This window comes from Flavobacterium sp. FG19, from assembly GCF_057809475.1.
Window position 1 is genome coordinate 73,663 of sequence record NZ_JBMDKA010000013.1, and the last position, 15,891, is coordinate 89,553.

The 15,891-nt window shown below is 42.6% G+C and carries 17 protein-coding genes; 7 read left to right on the plus strand and 10 right to left on the minus strand.

Features of this window, described 5'->3' with window-relative positions; all coding sequences use genetic code 11:
* Positions 1-10 precede the first annotated feature (10 nt).
* Positions 11-2,161, minus strand: a complete 2,151-nt coding sequence (locus ACODST_RS14240) for a KAP family P-loop NTPase fold protein (RefSeq protein ID WP_488932781.1) — start codon at positions 2,159-2,161, stop codon at positions 11-13.
* Positions 2,162-2,225: 64 nt separating this feature from the next.
* Positions 2,226-3,434 (minus strand): hypothetical protein, encoded by a 1,209-nt coding sequence (locus tag ACODST_RS14245; RefSeq protein WP_488932782.1) that lies wholly within the window; start codon positions 3,432-3,434, stop codon positions 2,226-2,228.
* A 1,012-nt stretch (positions 3,435-4,446) separates the two neighbouring features.
* Between ACODST_RS14245 and ACODST_RS14250 the strand changes: the two genes are divergently transcribed.
* The 7 genes from ACODST_RS14250 to ACODST_RS14280 all read left to right on the plus strand — a co-directional run bounded on the left by ACODST_RS14250 (position 4,447) and on the right by ACODST_RS14280 (position 9,712).
* The gene (locus ACODST_RS14250; protein ID WP_488932783.1) at positions 4,447-4,857 is read left to right on the plus strand and encodes a single-stranded DNA-binding protein; all 411 of its coding nucleotides are present in this window, start codon (positions 4,447-4,449) and stop codon (positions 4,855-4,857) included.
* 50 nt (positions 4,858-4,907) lie between these two features.
* Positions 4,908-5,981, plus strand: coding sequence for a DUF932 domain-containing protein (locus tag ACODST_RS14255; RefSeq protein ID WP_488932784.1), 1,074 nt, complete (start codon positions 4,908-4,910; stop codon positions 5,979-5,981).
* 117 nt (positions 5,982-6,098) lie between these two features.
* Positions 6,099-6,764 carry a PRTRC system protein E gene (locus ACODST_RS14260; protein ID WP_488932785.1) on the plus strand — a complete coding sequence of 222 codons (666 nt, stop codon included), beginning with the start codon at positions 6,099-6,101 and terminating at the stop codon, positions 6,762-6,764.
* Between the two features lie 16 nt (positions 6,765-6,780).
* Positions 6,781-6,999: a PRTRC system protein C gene (locus ACODST_RS14265; RefSeq protein WP_488932786.1), complete on the plus strand. Its 219-nt coding sequence runs from the start codon at positions 6,781-6,783 to the stop codon at positions 6,997-6,999.
* A 16-nt stretch (positions 7,000-7,015) separates the two neighbouring features.
* Positions 7,016-8,191, plus strand: coding sequence for a hypothetical protein (locus ACODST_RS14270; RefSeq protein ID WP_488932787.1), 1,176 nt, complete (start codon positions 7,016-7,018; stop codon positions 8,189-8,191).
* Positions 8,184-8,912, plus strand: a complete 729-nt coding sequence (locus tag ACODST_RS14275; RefSeq protein ID WP_488932788.1) for a PRTRC system protein B — start codon at positions 8,184-8,186, stop codon at positions 8,910-8,912. Before ACODST_RS14270 ends, ACODST_RS14275 begins: the two co-directional genes overlap by 8 nt.
* Positions 8,909-9,712, plus strand: a complete 804-nt coding sequence (locus ACODST_RS14280; RefSeq protein ID WP_488932789.1) for a PRTRC system ThiF family protein — start codon at positions 8,909-8,911, stop codon at positions 9,710-9,712. Before ACODST_RS14275 ends, ACODST_RS14280 begins: the two co-directional genes overlap by 4 nt.
* Before the next feature lie 233 nt (positions 9,713-9,945).
* Here ACODST_RS14280 and ACODST_RS14285 read toward each other — a convergent pair whose 3' ends face one another.
* From ACODST_RS14285 to ACODST_RS14320, 8 genes are all read right to left on the minus strand, one after another.
* The gene (locus tag ACODST_RS14285; RefSeq protein ID WP_488932790.1) at positions 9,946-10,497 is read right to left on the minus strand and encodes a hypothetical protein; all 552 of its coding nucleotides are present in this window, start codon (positions 10,495-10,497) and stop codon (positions 9,946-9,948) included.
* A gap of 187 nt (positions 10,498-10,684) precedes the next feature.
* Positions 10,685-11,578, minus strand: a complete 894-nt coding sequence (traN, locus tag ACODST_RS14290; protein ID WP_488932791.1) for a conjugative transposon protein TraN — start codon at positions 11,576-11,578, stop codon at positions 10,685-10,687.
* A 23-nt stretch (positions 11,579-11,601) separates the two neighbouring features.
* On the minus strand, positions 11,602-12,879 hold the full coding sequence (gene traM, locus ACODST_RS14295; protein WP_488932792.1) for a conjugative transposon protein TraM: 1,278 nt from the start codon (positions 12,877-12,879) through the stop codon (positions 11,602-11,604).
* Between the two features lie 4 nt (positions 12,880-12,883).
* Entirely contained in the window at positions 12,884-13,153 is a 270-nt protein-coding gene (locus ACODST_RS14300) for a nitrogen regulatory IIA protein (protein WP_488932793.1), read from the minus strand.
* Positions 13,154-13,173: 20 nt separating this feature from the next.
* Complete coding sequence (locus ACODST_RS14305) at positions 13,174-13,602, minus strand: hypothetical protein (RefSeq protein ID WP_488932794.1); 429 nt, start codon at positions 13,600-13,602, stop codon at positions 13,174-13,176.
* A 10-nt stretch (positions 13,603-13,612) separates the two neighbouring features.
* Positions 13,613-14,236 carry a conjugative transposon protein TraK gene (traK, locus tag ACODST_RS14310; protein WP_488932795.1) on the minus strand — a complete coding sequence of 208 codons (624 nt, stop codon included), beginning with the start codon at positions 14,234-14,236 and terminating at the stop codon, positions 13,613-13,615.
* Between the two features lie 19 nt (positions 14,237-14,255).
* Positions 14,256-15,251: a conjugative transposon protein TraJ gene (gene traJ / locus ACODST_RS14315; protein WP_488932796.1), complete on the minus strand. Its 996-nt coding sequence runs from the start codon at positions 15,249-15,251 to the stop codon at positions 14,256-14,258.
* 1 nt (position 15,252) lies between these two features.
* Complete coding sequence (locus ACODST_RS14320; RefSeq protein WP_488932797.1) at positions 15,253-15,885, minus strand: DUF4141 domain-containing protein; 633 nt, start codon at positions 15,883-15,885, stop codon at positions 15,253-15,255.
* Between the last annotated feature and the right edge of the window lie 6 nt (positions 15,886-15,891).

Genomic DNA, 15,891 nt, shown 5'->3' on the forward strand with positions numbered 1-15,891 from the left:
CTTAATGACACTACAAGGTCGCTGTTTTACTTCCAGATTCCTTATCTTTTTTATACCAATAAATAAATTGCTCTAAATTTTGCTCTTCTGTATTAGAGCTAATGTCGGGAAAATTATAATTCTGCGGAATTATTCGATTTACTAATTCAGGATTGAATTCGGTAATTTTTTTAAAGATCAATTCTACATTCGCAAGTTTTTTTAGGTAGTCGTAGTTACTTGCTTCTAACGGACCAAAAAAAGATGAATTCCAATAAGTAGGAAAATTTCTAATTAGAAGGCGGATGTTTTTTTCATCTGCGAGTGTCGATTCCATATAGCTGTTGTAACCATCTTTATCAGCTAATTTCCAATGTTGCATAATCATTCGATTAGTTGGATTTAGGGGATCATTATAAACAAGGTTCTCAAGATTAAAAGTACTTTGAGCTTTTTCTGCAATAAGATCTTCTAACTCTTTTTTATAAGATTTGGTATTATCAAATTTTCTTGTAAAATGACACAATTGATTTACATTAAGTTTATTGGCTAACTCCATTGAAATTAACTCGTTATTATTGTCGTCATCTTTATCTAAAACATTTGAAATTGATTCAATTAAACGAATCTTATAATTATCTTTAAATACACCACTAGATGCTATATATTTTTCAAATAGATAAAGATAAAATGAATTTCGACCTTCTTCAAATCCTACCGAAGTAATTAGAGATTCAATTTTATAAATTATTTTGTGCTCTTCAATACCATTATTTATAAAATCTAAAATTATATCGGTGATTTCATCGGTTTTATCTTCTTTTATGAAATTTTTAATTTTCTCAATTTTTATATTTGAAATTTTTCTTAGGGTATGGTATGAAAAATATTTCTCAAAATGGTCCTGTAGATTTATATGAGGTATTAAATTGTCACTTGGGATATCTTGAGGCCTAATATTTGAAGGAAACATTTTATCTAAAAACCATTCATAATCCTTAAAATCATTAATTAGTTTCTTTCTAGTACCATTTGGATAATTGGTAATGCCAAGTTCATCATTAAAGTTTATTGTTGGATATTGATTAGAGAATATAGGCATAAAACTACTGTCATATTTATAGTTTTTAATGCAATTATATAATTTTATATTTTTTATTTTTAACCATTCAATCCAAAATACATCTATGATATTTGCTTCTTTTTCAAGTGCGAAAGCACTTATGAAAAAGCTGTTAAGCACTTTTATAATTTCTCGTGGAGAATCAAAGTTTGCTTCAGAAAATGCAAGACTAATATCGTTTAACGTATCATCTTTTGCGTCATGTAAAAAAGTTAACTTATCAATGATAGATTTAAGTTTGACATCAAAAAAATATTGTAAATCTTCTTTTTCAATTCTTGGAAGATGAATAGGGATATTAATAATTTTCTCCAAGAATTGATATCCATCTTCAATGTCATTTCCATAGCGGTCCTTTATAGCTTTTGCTACGTGATCACCATCAATGTTCACAATAAAAATGAAATTTTTAAAATTTGCATTTAATTTAATTAATTTTAGAATAGTATAAATCTCTTCTTTATCTAATCGATCTAAATCATCAATAAATACAACTACTTTAAAATTAACCTCTACCAATCGAGCGTTAATTTTGTCTTTTAATATTTCTAATGTAATTTCCTGTCCTTCTAAATCTTCACCTAATTTTTCAAGTATAAGTCCTGGATCAAATGTAATTTTTGTTCCAAATTTTGCAGGTATTCCAAAGGAAGCTGATATTTTAATCGCTTTAAGATATCTGCCATATTTTCTCAATTCTTTACCGACTTTCTGTGTATTTGTCGTTTTCTCTACATAAAATCTTTTAGCAAGACTGTCAAAAAAATCAAATATCATTTCATCTTCATTTGAATATCTCCAAGGATTAAAATGGAAAATCAGATACTCCTTGTCACCTTCTTTTTTTTCAAAATGATCTATTTTGTTTTCAATCAGATTCAAAAACGAAGTTTTCCCTTCTCCCCATTTACCATAAATTCCTATTGTAATTGGATCTGGATTACTTGAATTTAGCTGGATAAGCCTTTGAACTTTATCTGCATAAAATTTAAAATTAAATAAATCCTGTTCAGGTTTACTTATTGCATTATCATCTAAAAAATGGATATTACTCGACATTATTATTTTCTGTTTTTTTTAGTTTTTAATTTTAAAATTGCAAAATATCGATAGTGTAGGTTCGTTATATTTTAGGAAAGTGAAAAAGCATTACTTCAACTTGAATTTTCTTGTCGCCATCGCCAGGTAAATTGAATTCGTAATTAATGGAATGTTCGTATGTGTCTTTGATATGTCTGCTGTAATTTGCGTGCTTACTAATTTCTGTTTTTATTGTACTTACAATGCTAGTCATTTCTTTTTGGTCAACAAAAAATATTAACGCTGTTTTAGTGTCTCGATGTGTTAAGTAGCCTAATAATTGGTCGATGCCTTCAGCTAATTTTTTTTGTCCTTTCCAGAACTTGCATTCAGCAACAAAGAGATTAGTACCGTCTTTTGCATACTTTAGGAGAATGTCTGTCTTACCTTTTTTATTGAACGCTTCTCCAACTCCTGTTGTAGATTCATATCTTGTTTCAAGAAACAACAGGAAAATATCTCGCAAGTCTTCTTCATATTTATCCTTGTATAATGAAGGTTTTCTTTCAATTGCCTTTCCAACATTATACAAAACTTCTCTAATATCCTTATAAACTTCTTCTTGTAGTATAGGAACTTGTTCTTTTGCTACTGTTTTACTTGTTTCAGTTGCCGGGGTCGGAATTGCTTTTTTTGTAATAGTTGGCGGCACTAAATACTCTGTAGATTTTGGATTAACTTTCAATCCAATTTTTTCCATAAAATCAAACTTCTTTGATACAATTCCTTTTCTGCTTTCTAAGGCTTGCTGAATTAAATTTTCAAGTCTGTCATTCCAAGGTTTGATTTCATCGTGAATTGCGGGTAAGTTTGTGCTTACAGTGCTGATAATTTCGTTTACTTCTGAAAAATAAGCCTTCTCGTCAAACTGAGTCAGCGTGATTGTTGCCTTGATATTAGTATTGCCTATTACAACGTTATCCTCAAGATATACAATCGTGGATCGCGAAGGCATGCAGTAAAATAACTTATGGTCTCCCTCGAATGGAATTGTCACAATAATCTCAAGAACAGCCTGGTTGATCAATTGTCCCCAGGGATTGTACATTTCTTTGGTTGTTTCTTTTGGCTGCGAGGGTTTTGGCTCACCTATAATAATTGGATAAATAGTGAATTCAGATTTTAGTCTTTCAGCAAGTTCGGGAATATTAGTATTATCAGTAATTTCCAACTTATCAATGCGTTCGAAAAGAGATTTTCTGTATTCAACTACAAAATCTCCTAAATAATATTTTCTGAATAATTCGCTCATGGTTTATGTGTTATTAATCTTTTCACAATTATTCTTATAGCCAGTCGGCAGATAATTCAAAAATTTCTAGAACAAAGGTGCGGGAATGATTTGTACTTTTTTTACGGAAAACCATACAGTTTCACATAATTTTCTCAAAAATATCAATTTTGCTATATAAAGGGGTAGGTATTTATACGTTATTTCTGGTGAGAAAAACTAAGCGATTTATTTTTTGCAGTAACTTAATTTGATAATTCTTTTTAGAATTCACACACGAAGCACACAGCTTTTCTTCCTGACTGCATTTTTTCCCTTTTATCCCGATTGCTTCCTTGTTGCTTTTATCAAAACCGCGTATGCTTCTGTCTTATTCCATGAGCAAAGGTAACTCCGTGCCCTTTGCCAAAAGCAAGGCCAAGCCCCTTGGGTCTGGCTTGAAAATCTCCAACCCTTTGGATAGTATTTTCAAGCAGAGCCGTGCTTTTGGCGGACACTAACCTTTTTATGCTCATGAAACAAAACATAGCATACTGCGGCTCTTTAGACGAATAAAAAAAATGTCAGAAATAAGGATTGAAATATTGATAAAAGAAGTGGTGAAACAAAACAGCGCCAGCTCTCATTGCCGAATAAAGTTTCTGAAAAAAATAAAAAGTGAAAAGTGACAATAAAAATAAAAAGCGAAAGGCGGGGATGCAGGGAGCAAAAGCCGAAAAGGAAATGCGGAGACAGTAAAAGAAAGCAAAATGCAGAACGGGACAAAGCAGGGCGGTGTGAGGGGGAAATGAAAAGGATTTAGGATATGGTTTTGGGTGTGGGGGTGGTGTCTGCGGGATTTCTTTTTTAGGATTTCCTTTTCGGGATTTTGGGATTTAGGTTTTGGGATTTGCAGTTTTTGGATAGAAGTTTTCGAGTTTGATTTTTTTTTGGTTGTGGGTTGCAGGTGCGGGAAATGTAAAAGATATAAGGCAGAATAAATTATAAAGCAATAGAGTAAGTAAAATGGGGTAAACATTTAAAAATCAAAATTATGAACATTACAGGAAGAGTGACAAGAGATGCGCAGGTGCGCACATTGTCGGACAGCAGACAGGTAGTAAATTTTTCAGTAGCCATCAACGAGAGCTACAAAAACAAAAAGGGCGACAGGGTGGAGCAGACCACGTTTTTCGACTGCGCCTACTGGATAAGCCCAAGGGTTGCCGACTGGCTTACAAAAGGCACAGTGGTGGAGCTGACAGGAATGGTCAGCGCAAGGGCGTGGAAAGGAAACGACGGAGAACCGCGTGCGGGGCTGAATTTCAATGCGTCGAATATCAAACTGCACGCAGGAGGCAGAAAAGCGGAAACCCCGCAGGAAGCGCAGGGCGGGAAGGATTCGGCACAGGGAGACAACAGCAAACCCAATTTGAAAGAGCCCGAAGAAGACCTGCCGTTTTAAGAAACGGCAGAAAAGCAGAACATAGTTATAAATTTTAAAATAGATGCATCATGGCACACAATATCAACTACAACAGCAAAACGGGAAAGTATTCGTTTTTCAGCGTGAAGGAAAAGGCGTGGCACGGGCTCGGTCAGACAGTAGAGCAGTACCCGACAAGCGCAGAAGCCATCAAATACGCAGGGCTTGACTATCAGGTGGCTAAAAGCCCGCTTTACACCAAGGGTTCGGAAATCTTAGTTACCCGTGAGGGCATTGAGGTGGGAAGCTCCGAACTGGCAGTCCCTGACTGCTTTGCCACCATACGCACCGACAGCAATGCCGTTTTGGGCGTGGTAGGAAAGGACTACCATATCGTGCAGAACCGCGAGGCATTCAGCTTCTTTGATGCCATTGTGGGCGGGGGCGACGGGATACTCTACGAGACGGCAGGAGCTCTCGGGCAGGGAGAACGCATCTTTATTACAGCAAAGCTCCCTGATTATATCCGTGTGGGAAAAGGGGATGACGTGACCGAAAAATACATTTTCCTGACCACCTCCCACGACGGAAGCGGAAGCATCACAGCGGCATTCACACCCATCCGCATAGTATGTCAGAACACCCTTAACGCATCGCTCCGCTCGATGAGCAACGTGGTGCGCATCCGCCATACCTCGGGGGCTAAACAGCGCCTTGACGATGCCCATAAAGTGATGGGGCTTGCCGACAGGCTCAGTTCACAACTTGAAGGCATCTTCAATAACTGGTCTAAAGTAAAGATTGCGGACAGGGAAGTCAAAAAGCTTATACAGTTGGCTTTATGCCCAAATAAAGAAACCTTGGAACTAATCAAAAAAGGTGCGGAGGAAGAGGCTTCCGCCATCTTCAAAAATACAGTAGAGGATGCTTTCGCCTACGCCATGGCAAGCGAAGCACAGCAGATGGAGACTACCAAAGGCACGCTTTTCGGGGCTTACAATGCCGTGACGGGCTACTATCAGAATGTCCGCAAATACAAAGACGGCGAGGCAAAACTGCAGTCGATTGTCATGGGTGGCACTGCGCAGGAAAAAGCGCAGAAGGCGTTTGATTTATGCATGGCTTTCAAGACAGACGGAGCGGAAATCCTCAACTTAAATTAGGGGCAGAAAACAAAAGGCTGTTGCCAAAATGGGACAGCCTTTAAAAAGCTATGCCCATTGGGATTAAAAAGCTGAAAAACCTACAAACAGCAGAAGAAACAATTAAAACTTAAAACAATGAACACTAATTTTTTCAATCAGATAGCGCAGATGGACATCATAGGAGATCTGCACATTACCGTAGCCAAAGCGACAGAGGACAGGCTTGTAGTGCTAGTCATGCTACAGAACGAGGCTTGCGGGGACAGCGCCAAGCACAGCATACCGCCTCTAAGCCTGCGGGGAACGGCAGAGGAGCTCGACCAAGGCTTTTTTGAGAATATCACCACGCCCATGCAGAGCGCTTCGGGTCTTATGGTGGATATGGAAGGGTATATGAAACAGCTCGAGCAGACCAAAACGCAGTCTGCCATGGAGAAGCAGAAAGCCGAAAGCCAAAAGAAGGAAGCCGAAGTCAAGGATAAAAAGTTCAATGAAGCCATGGCAAAGGCGGACGAGCTTGAAAAGGAAGGGAAATTCCGCGAGGCATGGATGAAAGTGCCAGAAATCCACGAGTATCCTTTAAAAGCGGAGCAGTTGCGCAGAAGAAAAGCCGAACTGTCTGCAAAATTTGCGCCCGACCTTTTCGGCAGTGCGCCAGAGAAGACAGCGCCCGAACCGCCAAGAGAAGCGCTTTACCCCGAGCATGGCTATACTGGGGAAGATGAGCAGGCAGAGGAAGATGAAAGAGAAACCGAAGAGGCGGAATATTGGGAAGAAGACCCCGAAGAGCAGGAATATTAACTAAAATACAGCAGTCATGATACTATCGACACAATTGCAGAGGGTTTTTATACTCAAAGACAAGGGGCAGGAAATAAGGCTTTCCGACCCCGAACCGAGATGGAGCACCGAGGCGGTGCTGAATTTCTATGCCCCGACCTATCCGATACTGACCACAGCCAAGATATCCGCCCCTGCCATCAGGGACGATGCGGTCGAGTACCGATTTGAAACGGTAATGGGAACAAAAGGCTAACCGAAAATCTAAAGCCATGACTTATGCAAAAGACAATAATATCGGGGAGAGTGAAACTTCCCGAGGGAAAAAGGCAAAAACAGCTTCACGCACAGCTCGCAGGGTTCATGCATTGGATGGGCAGACCAAAAGACGCAGGCGAGGTGCAGAAAGACAAACCAAGGGCGGTTCCTGCGGGGATGCTGCCAATGGTTTTCTAAAGGTTTCTTTCCTTCCTGTACTGCAACAAACCAGTGCGGTACAGGCTGGCGAGGAATCTGCAAAAATACAGGACGATTTTTATATATCCCTTAACAGGCTTGCAGAGCATTACGGCATTATTCCGATGCCGACCCGCTATTTGGGGTTTCCATACAATACGGCAGTCGCTTTATGGGATTTGCATGAAAAGCTCAAAAAAAACGTAGGGAATTTTTCCGAACTGCGGGTCTTGCAGGACTCAGAGAAAACATATCTGACATGTGAGGAAAAATACCATACAGGCACAACCCTGTATTATATCCCGATACAGCCGATTTATCAGATGCTCAAAGACCCCAAAGGCAGAAAAAGCGCACACCTGCTTCTTTCCGTCTGTTCCTACCTGTACCGAAGTGCGGGGATTCCGCACTACAGAGATGAGGGAAGCTACCTGTACTGGCTCTATGAAATGCACAGGGAATGGACGGAGCAGGATGAGGACAGGGAGGAAAACGAAAGGTACATCGGTGAGTTTGACAAGACGGAATTTATAGGAGACAGCATACAGCAGAAGATTTTCAGTGTAATGAACCTGACTTTTTTTGAAAAACGGCTGAATGCCTTCAAATGCCGTGATGCTTTTGATAAGGAGTGTTTGGATATAGCCCAAAAAGGTTTTGCCTTATTTGCCGAGTACCCAAATGAGTACATTTTCCGAAATGCGCCCATTAATGGCGGAGATGAAGAAGTAGAAACGGAAGATGAGAGCATAGGTATGGAAAAGTATATTTCCTTTATCTCCGATACGAAGGGTTGGCTGTATGAAAGCATTGAGGAGAGCATCAACAATGAATTCAACGAGTACGGGGCAATGGATGAGCCGACAATCATAAAATGTTTTGACGGAAATGAGCTGACAGGGGACAGCCTTGATTTTGAAAGCCGACTGTTTGCCCTTTTGGACGATATGTGCGCTTTGCTGTATAACTATAAAAACAACGAAAATGAATAATTTAAATGATATAACCCAAGACTTTTGTAAGCTCTACCACCCGAAATCCGCCCTTGTCTTCTATGAAAGCAACACTTTAGATAAAGAGGTATATGTCGAGCATTTTGATATGGATAAAAACGGTTCGCCCATCAATGCCCATCCGCTTACAGAGCGGGAAGCAGAAGCGCTTGCAAAGGCGCTTACAACTGAAAAGCAGAAGCAGACCGCCTTTTTAAAATCGGGCGGGATTCTGCCGACAAACATTCTGCATATCAATCCAAACAATGAAAAAAGTGCTGTGATATGGCATACCAAACCCCAAAAAAGACTGCTTTATTTTACCGAGGGCTTAGGTATTCCTTGCGGTCAGGGGTTTGTGCCTGCCATGGTCTGGAAGGCGGACAAAAACAGCCTTAGGGTGTTTGCCCTTATGGGCAGGCGCAGACCCACGGAAAAAGCAACATTGTATCATGCGCCTTTTTTCAACATTTATGAAGACGGCAGAGTGTGCATGGGCTCGGTAAATATCGAGATAAAGCAGTCTGCCTCAATTGAAGAGTTTACAAAGGCGTGGGAGGATTATTTCTTCCAAAGCTATTTCAGCCACCTTATGGGGGAGAACAGCCCTGTAAAAGGCAATTGCGTGAGCTTTTGGAAAGACCTTGTCGCATCGGGCAGAGCTTTTCCGACAGCAATTCTGAAAAGCAGCAACAAAACACTTAAAAACCTAATTCCATGAAAACAGAGAAAGCCAAAATGCATTTTACAGACCCATACCTGATTAGCCCGACCAATCCCATTACCGTAAACCTGATAGGGGCGGGCGGTACAGGGTCAAAGGTGCTTACTGCCCTTATGGAAATGAACCACAGCCTCATGGCTCTGGGTCATGCAGGGCTCTCAGTCCGCCTATGGGATGATGATATTATCACAAGTGCCAACCTCGGCAGACAGCGTTTTGCGCCCAGTGAGACAGGATTGCATAAATCCGTGGCGCTTATAAACCGTGCAAATCGTTTTACGGGTACGAACTGGAAAGCCGAAACGGTCAAATTTGAAAAGGACATTTTTGGAAAACTGCCAGCAAATGCGAAAGCCACCATTTATATCACCTGCACGGACAGCGTGCATTCCCGTTTTGAAATTGCCGAAATTTTAAAATACAGCAACCGCGCGCATCACAGGGATGACCCTAAATACTGGATGGACTTTGGCAACAGCACCTGCACTGGACAGGTTGTACTGTCCACTGTTGGGGAGATTGTACAGCCCAAATCAGAAAAGTTTGAAACCGTGGCGTGCCTGCCTTTTGTGACCGAGGAATTTGGGGAACTTTTAAATCAGTCCGAACAGCAGGACAACATGCCGAGCTGTTCGCTTGCCGAGGCGCTCGAAAAACAGGATCTGTATATTAATTCTGCCTTGGCGCAGATGGGGTGCTCGCTTTTGTGGAATCTCTTTCGAGAGGGCATGACCGAAAACAGGGGGTTTTTCCTGAATCTGAAAGAGTTCCGCTCTCAGCCCATTGCAGTTGGGTAAGCCCTGAATCGGGCGGCAAAAAGACACTCCTTCCTTCCGGTCGGAGCGTCTTTTTGCGTTTAAAAAGGTGGAGCGCCTTTGCCAAAATGCAGTTCCCGCTATTTTACCAAATCCGCTGCGTTTTTTTTTTTAAGGGATGCTGTATCCCTTTTGCTGTTTTTGGTGGGGCTTCTTTTCTTTCCGGGGCGGCCAAAGAAAAGAAGCAAAAGAAGGCCGCTTTATGGCAACGCCTTTTATTTAAATTGTGGTATAGGCTCTTTTTTCCAGAGGGAAAAGCCTTTGAAGAGATACTGCATCTTTTCAAATTCGATAAGGGCTATGAGCTCTTCTTTGCACTTGGCTCTAAATCCCCGGATACGAAGGAAGTCCTTAAGAGGGAAATCAGCGATCTGCCCGAAGGTCTCGATCTCCATTGCATCGAATACCGACAGCAGTCTTCTGCTTAACGGATACAGGCTGTCAGAGACGCGTTTTTCCCTGTCTTTTTTAGTTTTTTCTTTTCTGATCTGGGCGGGACTGGGGTTTAGTTCGCGTTTTAGCTCCTGCAGCTTCTCAATATACCCTTTGATTTCTGAAAGCAGTTCTCTCACTACGTTTGCTTTACTCAATGTTCTCTCATAAAGCGCCTCGACATATTGGGATGTAATGCCATATTGAGCTACCGCCTCTTTAAGGGGGGGCTTTTCTAACAGAAGTTTATGAAGCAGGCGATATTCCTTTTCAGGAAGCACTTTTCTGGACATTTCGATATAAAAGGCGTTGGTGCGGTCAATTTTGTTTTGCATAACAATATAAGTTAAATCATTATTGCCAAAATAGGTTTTGGTTCTTGATGTTCAATGCTAAGGTATTAAGGATAATTGAGTTATGCAATTCGGTGTGCAGTAAAGGATTAAGAAGGGCAGCAAACAAAACAGCCCAAAGCATTGCTTTGGGCTGTAATATATTTCATTTCAATACTTTTGGCAAGTGCTAAAATTTAAGGTGCATATCGCTTATCAGCCTGGCTTTGACCAGATCTGAATTTTTTATCTTGAGTGTCTGGTGTCTGCCTCCGTTTTTCTCAAAAATCTCAATCAGCAGCACTTGGTCATCCGCTATAGTAAACTGGTCCAAGAGAAACACATTCTGGTCTGCGGTTTTTCCTGGAACCTCATCCGTCATTTTATAAGTGCGCAGCGGGATAATCGGCCTTTGCTGGATGGCAGTGCGCCTGGCTGTTTTTTTATCGACAACCTTGAAGCTCATAAAATCAATAGAGAAGGGGACATTGGTGCTGTTTTCAAGCTGGGTGTGGAAATAATACTTGCCGCTGTGGATATAGATGCCCTTTAGGCTGAACTGTATCCCGAAACTCTGCGATGAAATATGTTTTAAGACTCGTTTATTGTTTTTGTAAATAGTTTCCAGGATCAAGGCAGCGAGGGAAGGCGGTGTTTTGCCTAGCTCTTCAAAAAGCGCACTGCTTGCTGTGGTTTTGTCCGTGGCCCTTTGCATCAGCTGCAGATCATAGCTCAGAGTCGTTGGTGCGGAGCTGTACTGAACATTAAAACTGTAAAAGCGTCCGTCATCGGTAATGACCGAAAAGTTGGTTTCTTGCTCAAAAGTCCTGACGGCTGCCTTGACGCGAAGGACGTTTTCTGCATCCTCGGCCTTTCCGGCCGTTAGAAAGTCGCTTCCCAAATCCACGTATCTTATAGCGGAGGGGAAAATAAGATGGGAAGTTTTATCGTAAGTGACCTGCATGTCGTATGGCTCTATTGTTGCCAAATCCAGGTTTGAAATATGATTTTCCTGCGCTGATGCAAATACTGCGCGGGTTATAAAAATGGTAATAGCCAAAAATGTCTTTAAATGATTTTTCATAATTGATTTATTAGAGATTGCTGTTATTTTTTGGAAACCAGAAAGACCTGATGCCCCGCTTTAAGGGTAACTTTGGGCGACCTTGTTTTCTTGGAGAAATAGCCCGAGATGCCCTGTACCACCCCGCGGCTCAGGTCGGCGGCCATCTGCTGTCCTGCCGACTGGGTCATCATTAGGCTGGTGCCGGACTGCTGGCTCATATTGCCCGCCATTTCGGTAAGGGCGCTTCTTTCGGCAGAATACGGAACAGGCACTCCCTGCTGGCCGTCAAGATCGTAAATGTTGATATCCGCCGCAATAATGGATCCGTCAAGTTCGATCGAAGTGATTTTCAACTGAAGCCTTCCTGCCTGAATTTTGGCATGTGCAGTGACTATAGAACCTGCGGCTATGATACGGCCTGAAATCTTTGCAGGTTCGAGTAGTCGAAGCGATACGCCTGCCTCTCCGATGATGGTCTGGGTTTGGTGCACGCAGGCCCTGACGCTGTTTTTTGTATTAAGTGTTTCCTGCACTGAAGCTGCAGGATTAAACCCTCTGTATGTGTTCCATTCTGCATGCAAAGTGCTGTCGGAAGGAGCACGGTACAAGGAGGAAACCTTGCTTTTTCTTATAGGAGCCAGAGCCAAAAAAATCTTCTGTTCTGATTCCGCCATTTCCACAGTAGTGTTTTTGCCTGCAGCAGTGGCGGGAACAGAGCCTGAGGGAAGGTATTTGGCAGCCATCTGATAGGATTTTTCCATAAGCGCCAGCTGGTCATCAACAGTTGCCGGCGGGGGAATTTCCTTTTGTGCAAGCTCCTGTTTCATCTCCTCGAGCTGCCTGCGGAGTTCCTTTGTTTCGCTGTTATCCTCCTGATAGAATGAGCCCAGAGTGCTTTGGGCACTGCGGTAGGTGTTCAGCGCCGGATTTTTAGGATCTTCTGTGTCATCGGGCGGGGATTGTTCCTGACCAGCGCTGTCCTCGTTCCAGTAATCGGACAGGTCCGTTAAAGCGTTCTTTTTCTGCTCTTCTTTGTCTTCGAGCATTTTCTGCTCATACGCTTTCTGTTTGTCAGCCTGCAGTACGGATCCGCTTGCCTGCGGAACGCTCTCGTTCAGACCAATATCTTCGATCTGCCTTTTATCCTTCGACGGCTTAAAGATTAAGTACATGCATCCGAAGCATACAATTCCCATTAGGGTGAAAATGACCGGCTTTTTAAAACGCTCGAGAGCTGTCTTCTTTTCATCAGGCACGCGCGAGTTGCTCTGTCCGGTTTCATCTGATAGAAGGCGGACTTTTTTTTTAGTTTCTTTCATAATCCTATTTTTTTAAAATTGGCTTTAGGGTGTCTTTTACAGATGCCTGGCTTTCTTTCTCTGGCTGCGCCGGGTTTTGGATGTGCTCGACAGCGATATTGTTTCTCGCGAGTGCCGTATCAAGGCATACGTTGAAAATGACAAATGCCGTCAGCAGCACATAAGCTGCAAAAAAGCACAGTATCAGCTGGTGCTGCCTTTTTATCGGCATTGCGTCCCAGTTACTGTCAAGCCTTTCGAGCCATCGGTCTATATTTACTCTTAATTTTTTCATAACCGTTGCTGTTTGTGTTATCAGAGTTTAAAACCTTTGGAGGGTTTATCTGCTTGCTGCTGCTGTTCGTCATTGACCAGGGCGACTGCCTGCGATGCGGTAGGCGCAGTCATCACGGAGAGGTTTGTCAATTCCGATTTTTTCAGAAGCTGCCCAAATTGATCTTTCCTTGCAACCTCCATTCTGTTGAGGGAAAATTTACCGTTCAGATATTCTACCCACATAATGCATTGCACACTTGGATTGTAATCACCCGACCATTCCAGGTAGCCTGTCAGCAGCAAGTCTGCTTTAGGCAGACTGTCTGTCCCTTTTTGGCAGTTTTCAAGGTATTCGCTGATGCTGTCTTTTAACTTTCCTGCGTATGCACCCTGCGTATGAAAGTAGCCGTTGTAGCCTTTGCCAGTCAGGATTCCCGTAAATGTTTCTAAATTATATAATGCTTCCATAAGATTTTTTTTAGCGCTGGATTACTTCTATATCCCGGTTTTCAACCACGGCAAATTTTTCAATATTAAAGCCCTGCGGATTATTGTCCGAGCGTACCGAGTTGACCAGAAGGCAAAAGGTGACCAGACTGCGTTTGGTAACATTGCTAGAGCGTATGATAATCTGCCTTGCATAGCTGCGCACTGCATAAGGGTATGTCTCAAAATTGCAGACCACGCTGTCCATTTCAATGCGCTGCTGGACATTGCCCGATATAATCCGGTTGTAATAGCCTTTCTCCAAAAGATCCTTGTAATAATCAAAGGCACTTTTATCGGCAAGGTTGAATGCCCTTTTCATATTGCTTTCGATGGCATTCTTGTCAGGGGCAAGGGTAAAGAATAGCTCGTGAAAACGCCTTACGTGCTCGCGGGCTTCCACGGGACGGTTGATCGAGGCATCTTGGGCAAGAGCGAGCATGAGTGATTTGCCATTGTCCAGCACATAAATTTTCTGGCGCTGCTGCTCGGCAAAACGGTAAGATTTCCAAAGCGCGTAGCCGGTCACAAATGCACAGAGCACGGCAAACACGATGGCGTAGAGCCTGATCTGGCGAAAACTGTTTTCTATATTTCTAAGTGTTTTAAATTCCATCTTATCGATTGTTTAATAGTTATTTATTGATGAGCCTTCCAGCAATGTTGCCTGCGGTGGAACCTGCTCCGGCGCCTGCGATATTTCCGGATTTCATGGCAGTCTGATGGATGTTGCGTGAAAAGTTTCCTGCGCCGCCTGCCTGGATTATCCAGCCTGTCACAGTCGGAATGGTAAAATAGCCTACAATGCCTATTATCATAAAAATGATGTACACGGTGTTTGACGTGTCAGGAATGAAAGCGGGATCGGCAAGCATTTCAATGTCCCTTTCAATAATCAGGGACTGTATCCTGGCCAGCATAGAACTGAAAAGATCCGCTACGGGAAGCCAGAGATAAACGCTGACATATCTGGTAATCCATTGGGTGAGTGTTGACTCAAAGCCATCCCACACTGAAATGGCAAATGCGATGGGTCCGAGGATGGACAGCACTATAAGAAAGAAAGTCCGTATGGTGTCGATTACCAGCGACGCAGCCTGAAACAGTATTTCGAGCAGGTTGCGAAACCACTCCTTAATTATTTTCTCTATCTGATAAGTCTGCCTGTCCATGTACATTGAGGCCATCGTTCCGATGTCTGAGGGCGACCAGCCGAGCTCGTCAAGCTTCTTGTCGAACTCAGCGTCCGATACCATGTAGGCGGTCTCAGGATTGCGGATCATCGCTTCATGCTCCAGAAGGTCTTTTTTTGCCTGCAGATCGTTCAGGTCCAATACCTGATCTTCCAGAATGCCATGTGTTCCCTGAACTATCGGGCTTAATACAGCATTGATTGAGCCCAGTACGATGGTCGGGAAAAACATGATGCAGAGACCCAGTGCAAAAGGTCGCAGAAGCGGATAGGCATCAATGGGTTCGGCGCGGCTGAGTGCCTGCCAGACTTTCAAGGCCACAAAAAACAGAGCTCCGAGTCCTGCGAGTCCTTTGGCCACCGCCGCCATATCGGCGGACAGTGGCAGCATCTCATCATACAGAGAGCGGAGGACCTCATGAAGATTATTGAATTCCATCTTACCAGTATTTTTGGTTTGGGGTGCCGTAAAGTTCCAGAACCCTTTTGGTGCTGTTCTGCTTTTTAGCCCTTAGGATACTGACTGAAATATTTTTATTGGTGTAATACCGTACCAGGCTGTGGTATTCTTTCACCTCTTTATATACTCGGTCAACAATATCCATTCGTTCCTTGTCACTGAGCGACAGGCTCGAGGATGTGACAATCTGCTTGAGTTCTTTCAAAAGTTCGGTACTCTCTCCCAGCAGCGCCGAATATCCCTTGGCAATGGCGGTGAGTTCCCTTGCCGAAAAGTTTGGATCATTGAGCATCCTGCCGAAATTCTTTACGTACATTTCAGATACATCACCAACCAATAGCACCGTCTGCTGTACCTTGCGGGCATCTTTTACCAGATTGTTGATGGCCTGCAGCTTGTCATAATATTCCTTGCCCTGCTTGTAGACCTTTTCTACTTCCTTGAAATTCTTGACAACGTTGCTCACCGTTGAGGAGGTCTGAATGATCTCGTTTGCGCTATTGAGGATTCCCGAGGCAAGATTGGCCGGGTCGGTCACTACAAACTGCGCTTTTGCTGATGGCGCGCCGGAAAGCATAATTGCGGCACACGCCATGAATAGTATTCTTTTCATTGTTTT

Excerpts from the sequence above, each read along its gene's own strand:
- ACODST_RS14240 (WP_488932781.1), bottom strand. The coding sequence starts at position 2,161 with ATGTCGAGTAATATCCATTTTTTAGATGATAATGCAATAAGTAAACCT.
- ACODST_RS14245 (WP_488932782.1), bottom strand. The coding sequence starts at position 3,434 with ATGAGCGAATTATTCAGAAAATATTATTTAGGAGATTTTGTAGTTGAA.
- ACODST_RS14250 (WP_488932783.1), top strand. The coding sequence starts at position 4,447 with ATGAACATTACAGGAAGAGTGACAAGAGATGCGCAGGTGCGCACATTG.
- ACODST_RS14255 (WP_488932784.1), top strand. The coding sequence starts at position 4,908 with ATGGCACACAATATCAACTACAACAGCAAAACGGGAAAGTATTCGTTT.
- ACODST_RS14260 (WP_488932785.1), top strand. The coding sequence starts at position 6,099 with ATGAACACTAATTTTTTCAATCAGATAGCGCAGATGGACATCATAGGA.
- ACODST_RS14265 (WP_488932786.1), top strand. The coding sequence starts at position 6,781 with ATGATACTATCGACACAATTGCAGAGGGTTTTTATACTCAAAGACAAG.
- ACODST_RS14270 (WP_488932787.1), top strand. The coding sequence starts at position 7,016 with ATGACTTATGCAAAAGACAATAATATCGGGGAGAGTGAAACTTCCCGA.
- ACODST_RS14275 (WP_488932788.1), top strand. The coding sequence starts at position 8,184 with ATGAATAATTTAAATGATATAACCCAAGACTTTTGTAAGCTCTACCAC.
- ACODST_RS14280 (WP_488932789.1), top strand. The coding sequence starts at position 8,909 with ATGAAAACAGAGAAAGCCAAAATGCATTTTACAGACCCATACCTGATT.
- ACODST_RS14285 (WP_488932790.1), bottom strand. The coding sequence starts at position 10,497 with ATGCAAAACAAAATTGACCGCACCAACGCCTTTTATATCGAAATGTCC.
- traN (WP_488932791.1), bottom strand. The coding sequence starts at position 11,578 with ATGAAAAATCATTTAAAGACATTTTTGGCTATTACCATTTTTATAACC.
- traM (WP_488932792.1), bottom strand. The coding sequence starts at position 12,879 with ATGAAAGAAACTAAAAAAAAAGTCCGCCTTCTATCAGATGAAACCGGA.
- ACODST_RS14300 (WP_488932793.1), bottom strand. The coding sequence starts at position 13,153 with ATGAAAAAATTAAGAGTAAATATAGACCGATGGCTCGAAAGGCTTGAC.
- ACODST_RS14305 (WP_488932794.1), bottom strand. The coding sequence starts at position 13,602 with ATGGAAGCATTATATAATTTAGAAACATTTACGGGAATCCTGACTGGC.
- traK (WP_488932795.1), bottom strand. The coding sequence starts at position 14,236 with ATGGAATTTAAAACACTTAGAAATATAGAAAACAGTTTTCGCCAGATC.
- traJ (WP_488932796.1), bottom strand. The coding sequence starts at position 15,251 with ATGGAATTCAATAATCTTCATGAGGTCCTCCGCTCTCTGTATGATGAG.
- ACODST_RS14320 (WP_488932797.1), bottom strand. The coding sequence starts at position 15,885 with ATGAAAAGAATACTATTCATGGCGTGTGCCGCAATTATGCTTTCCGGC.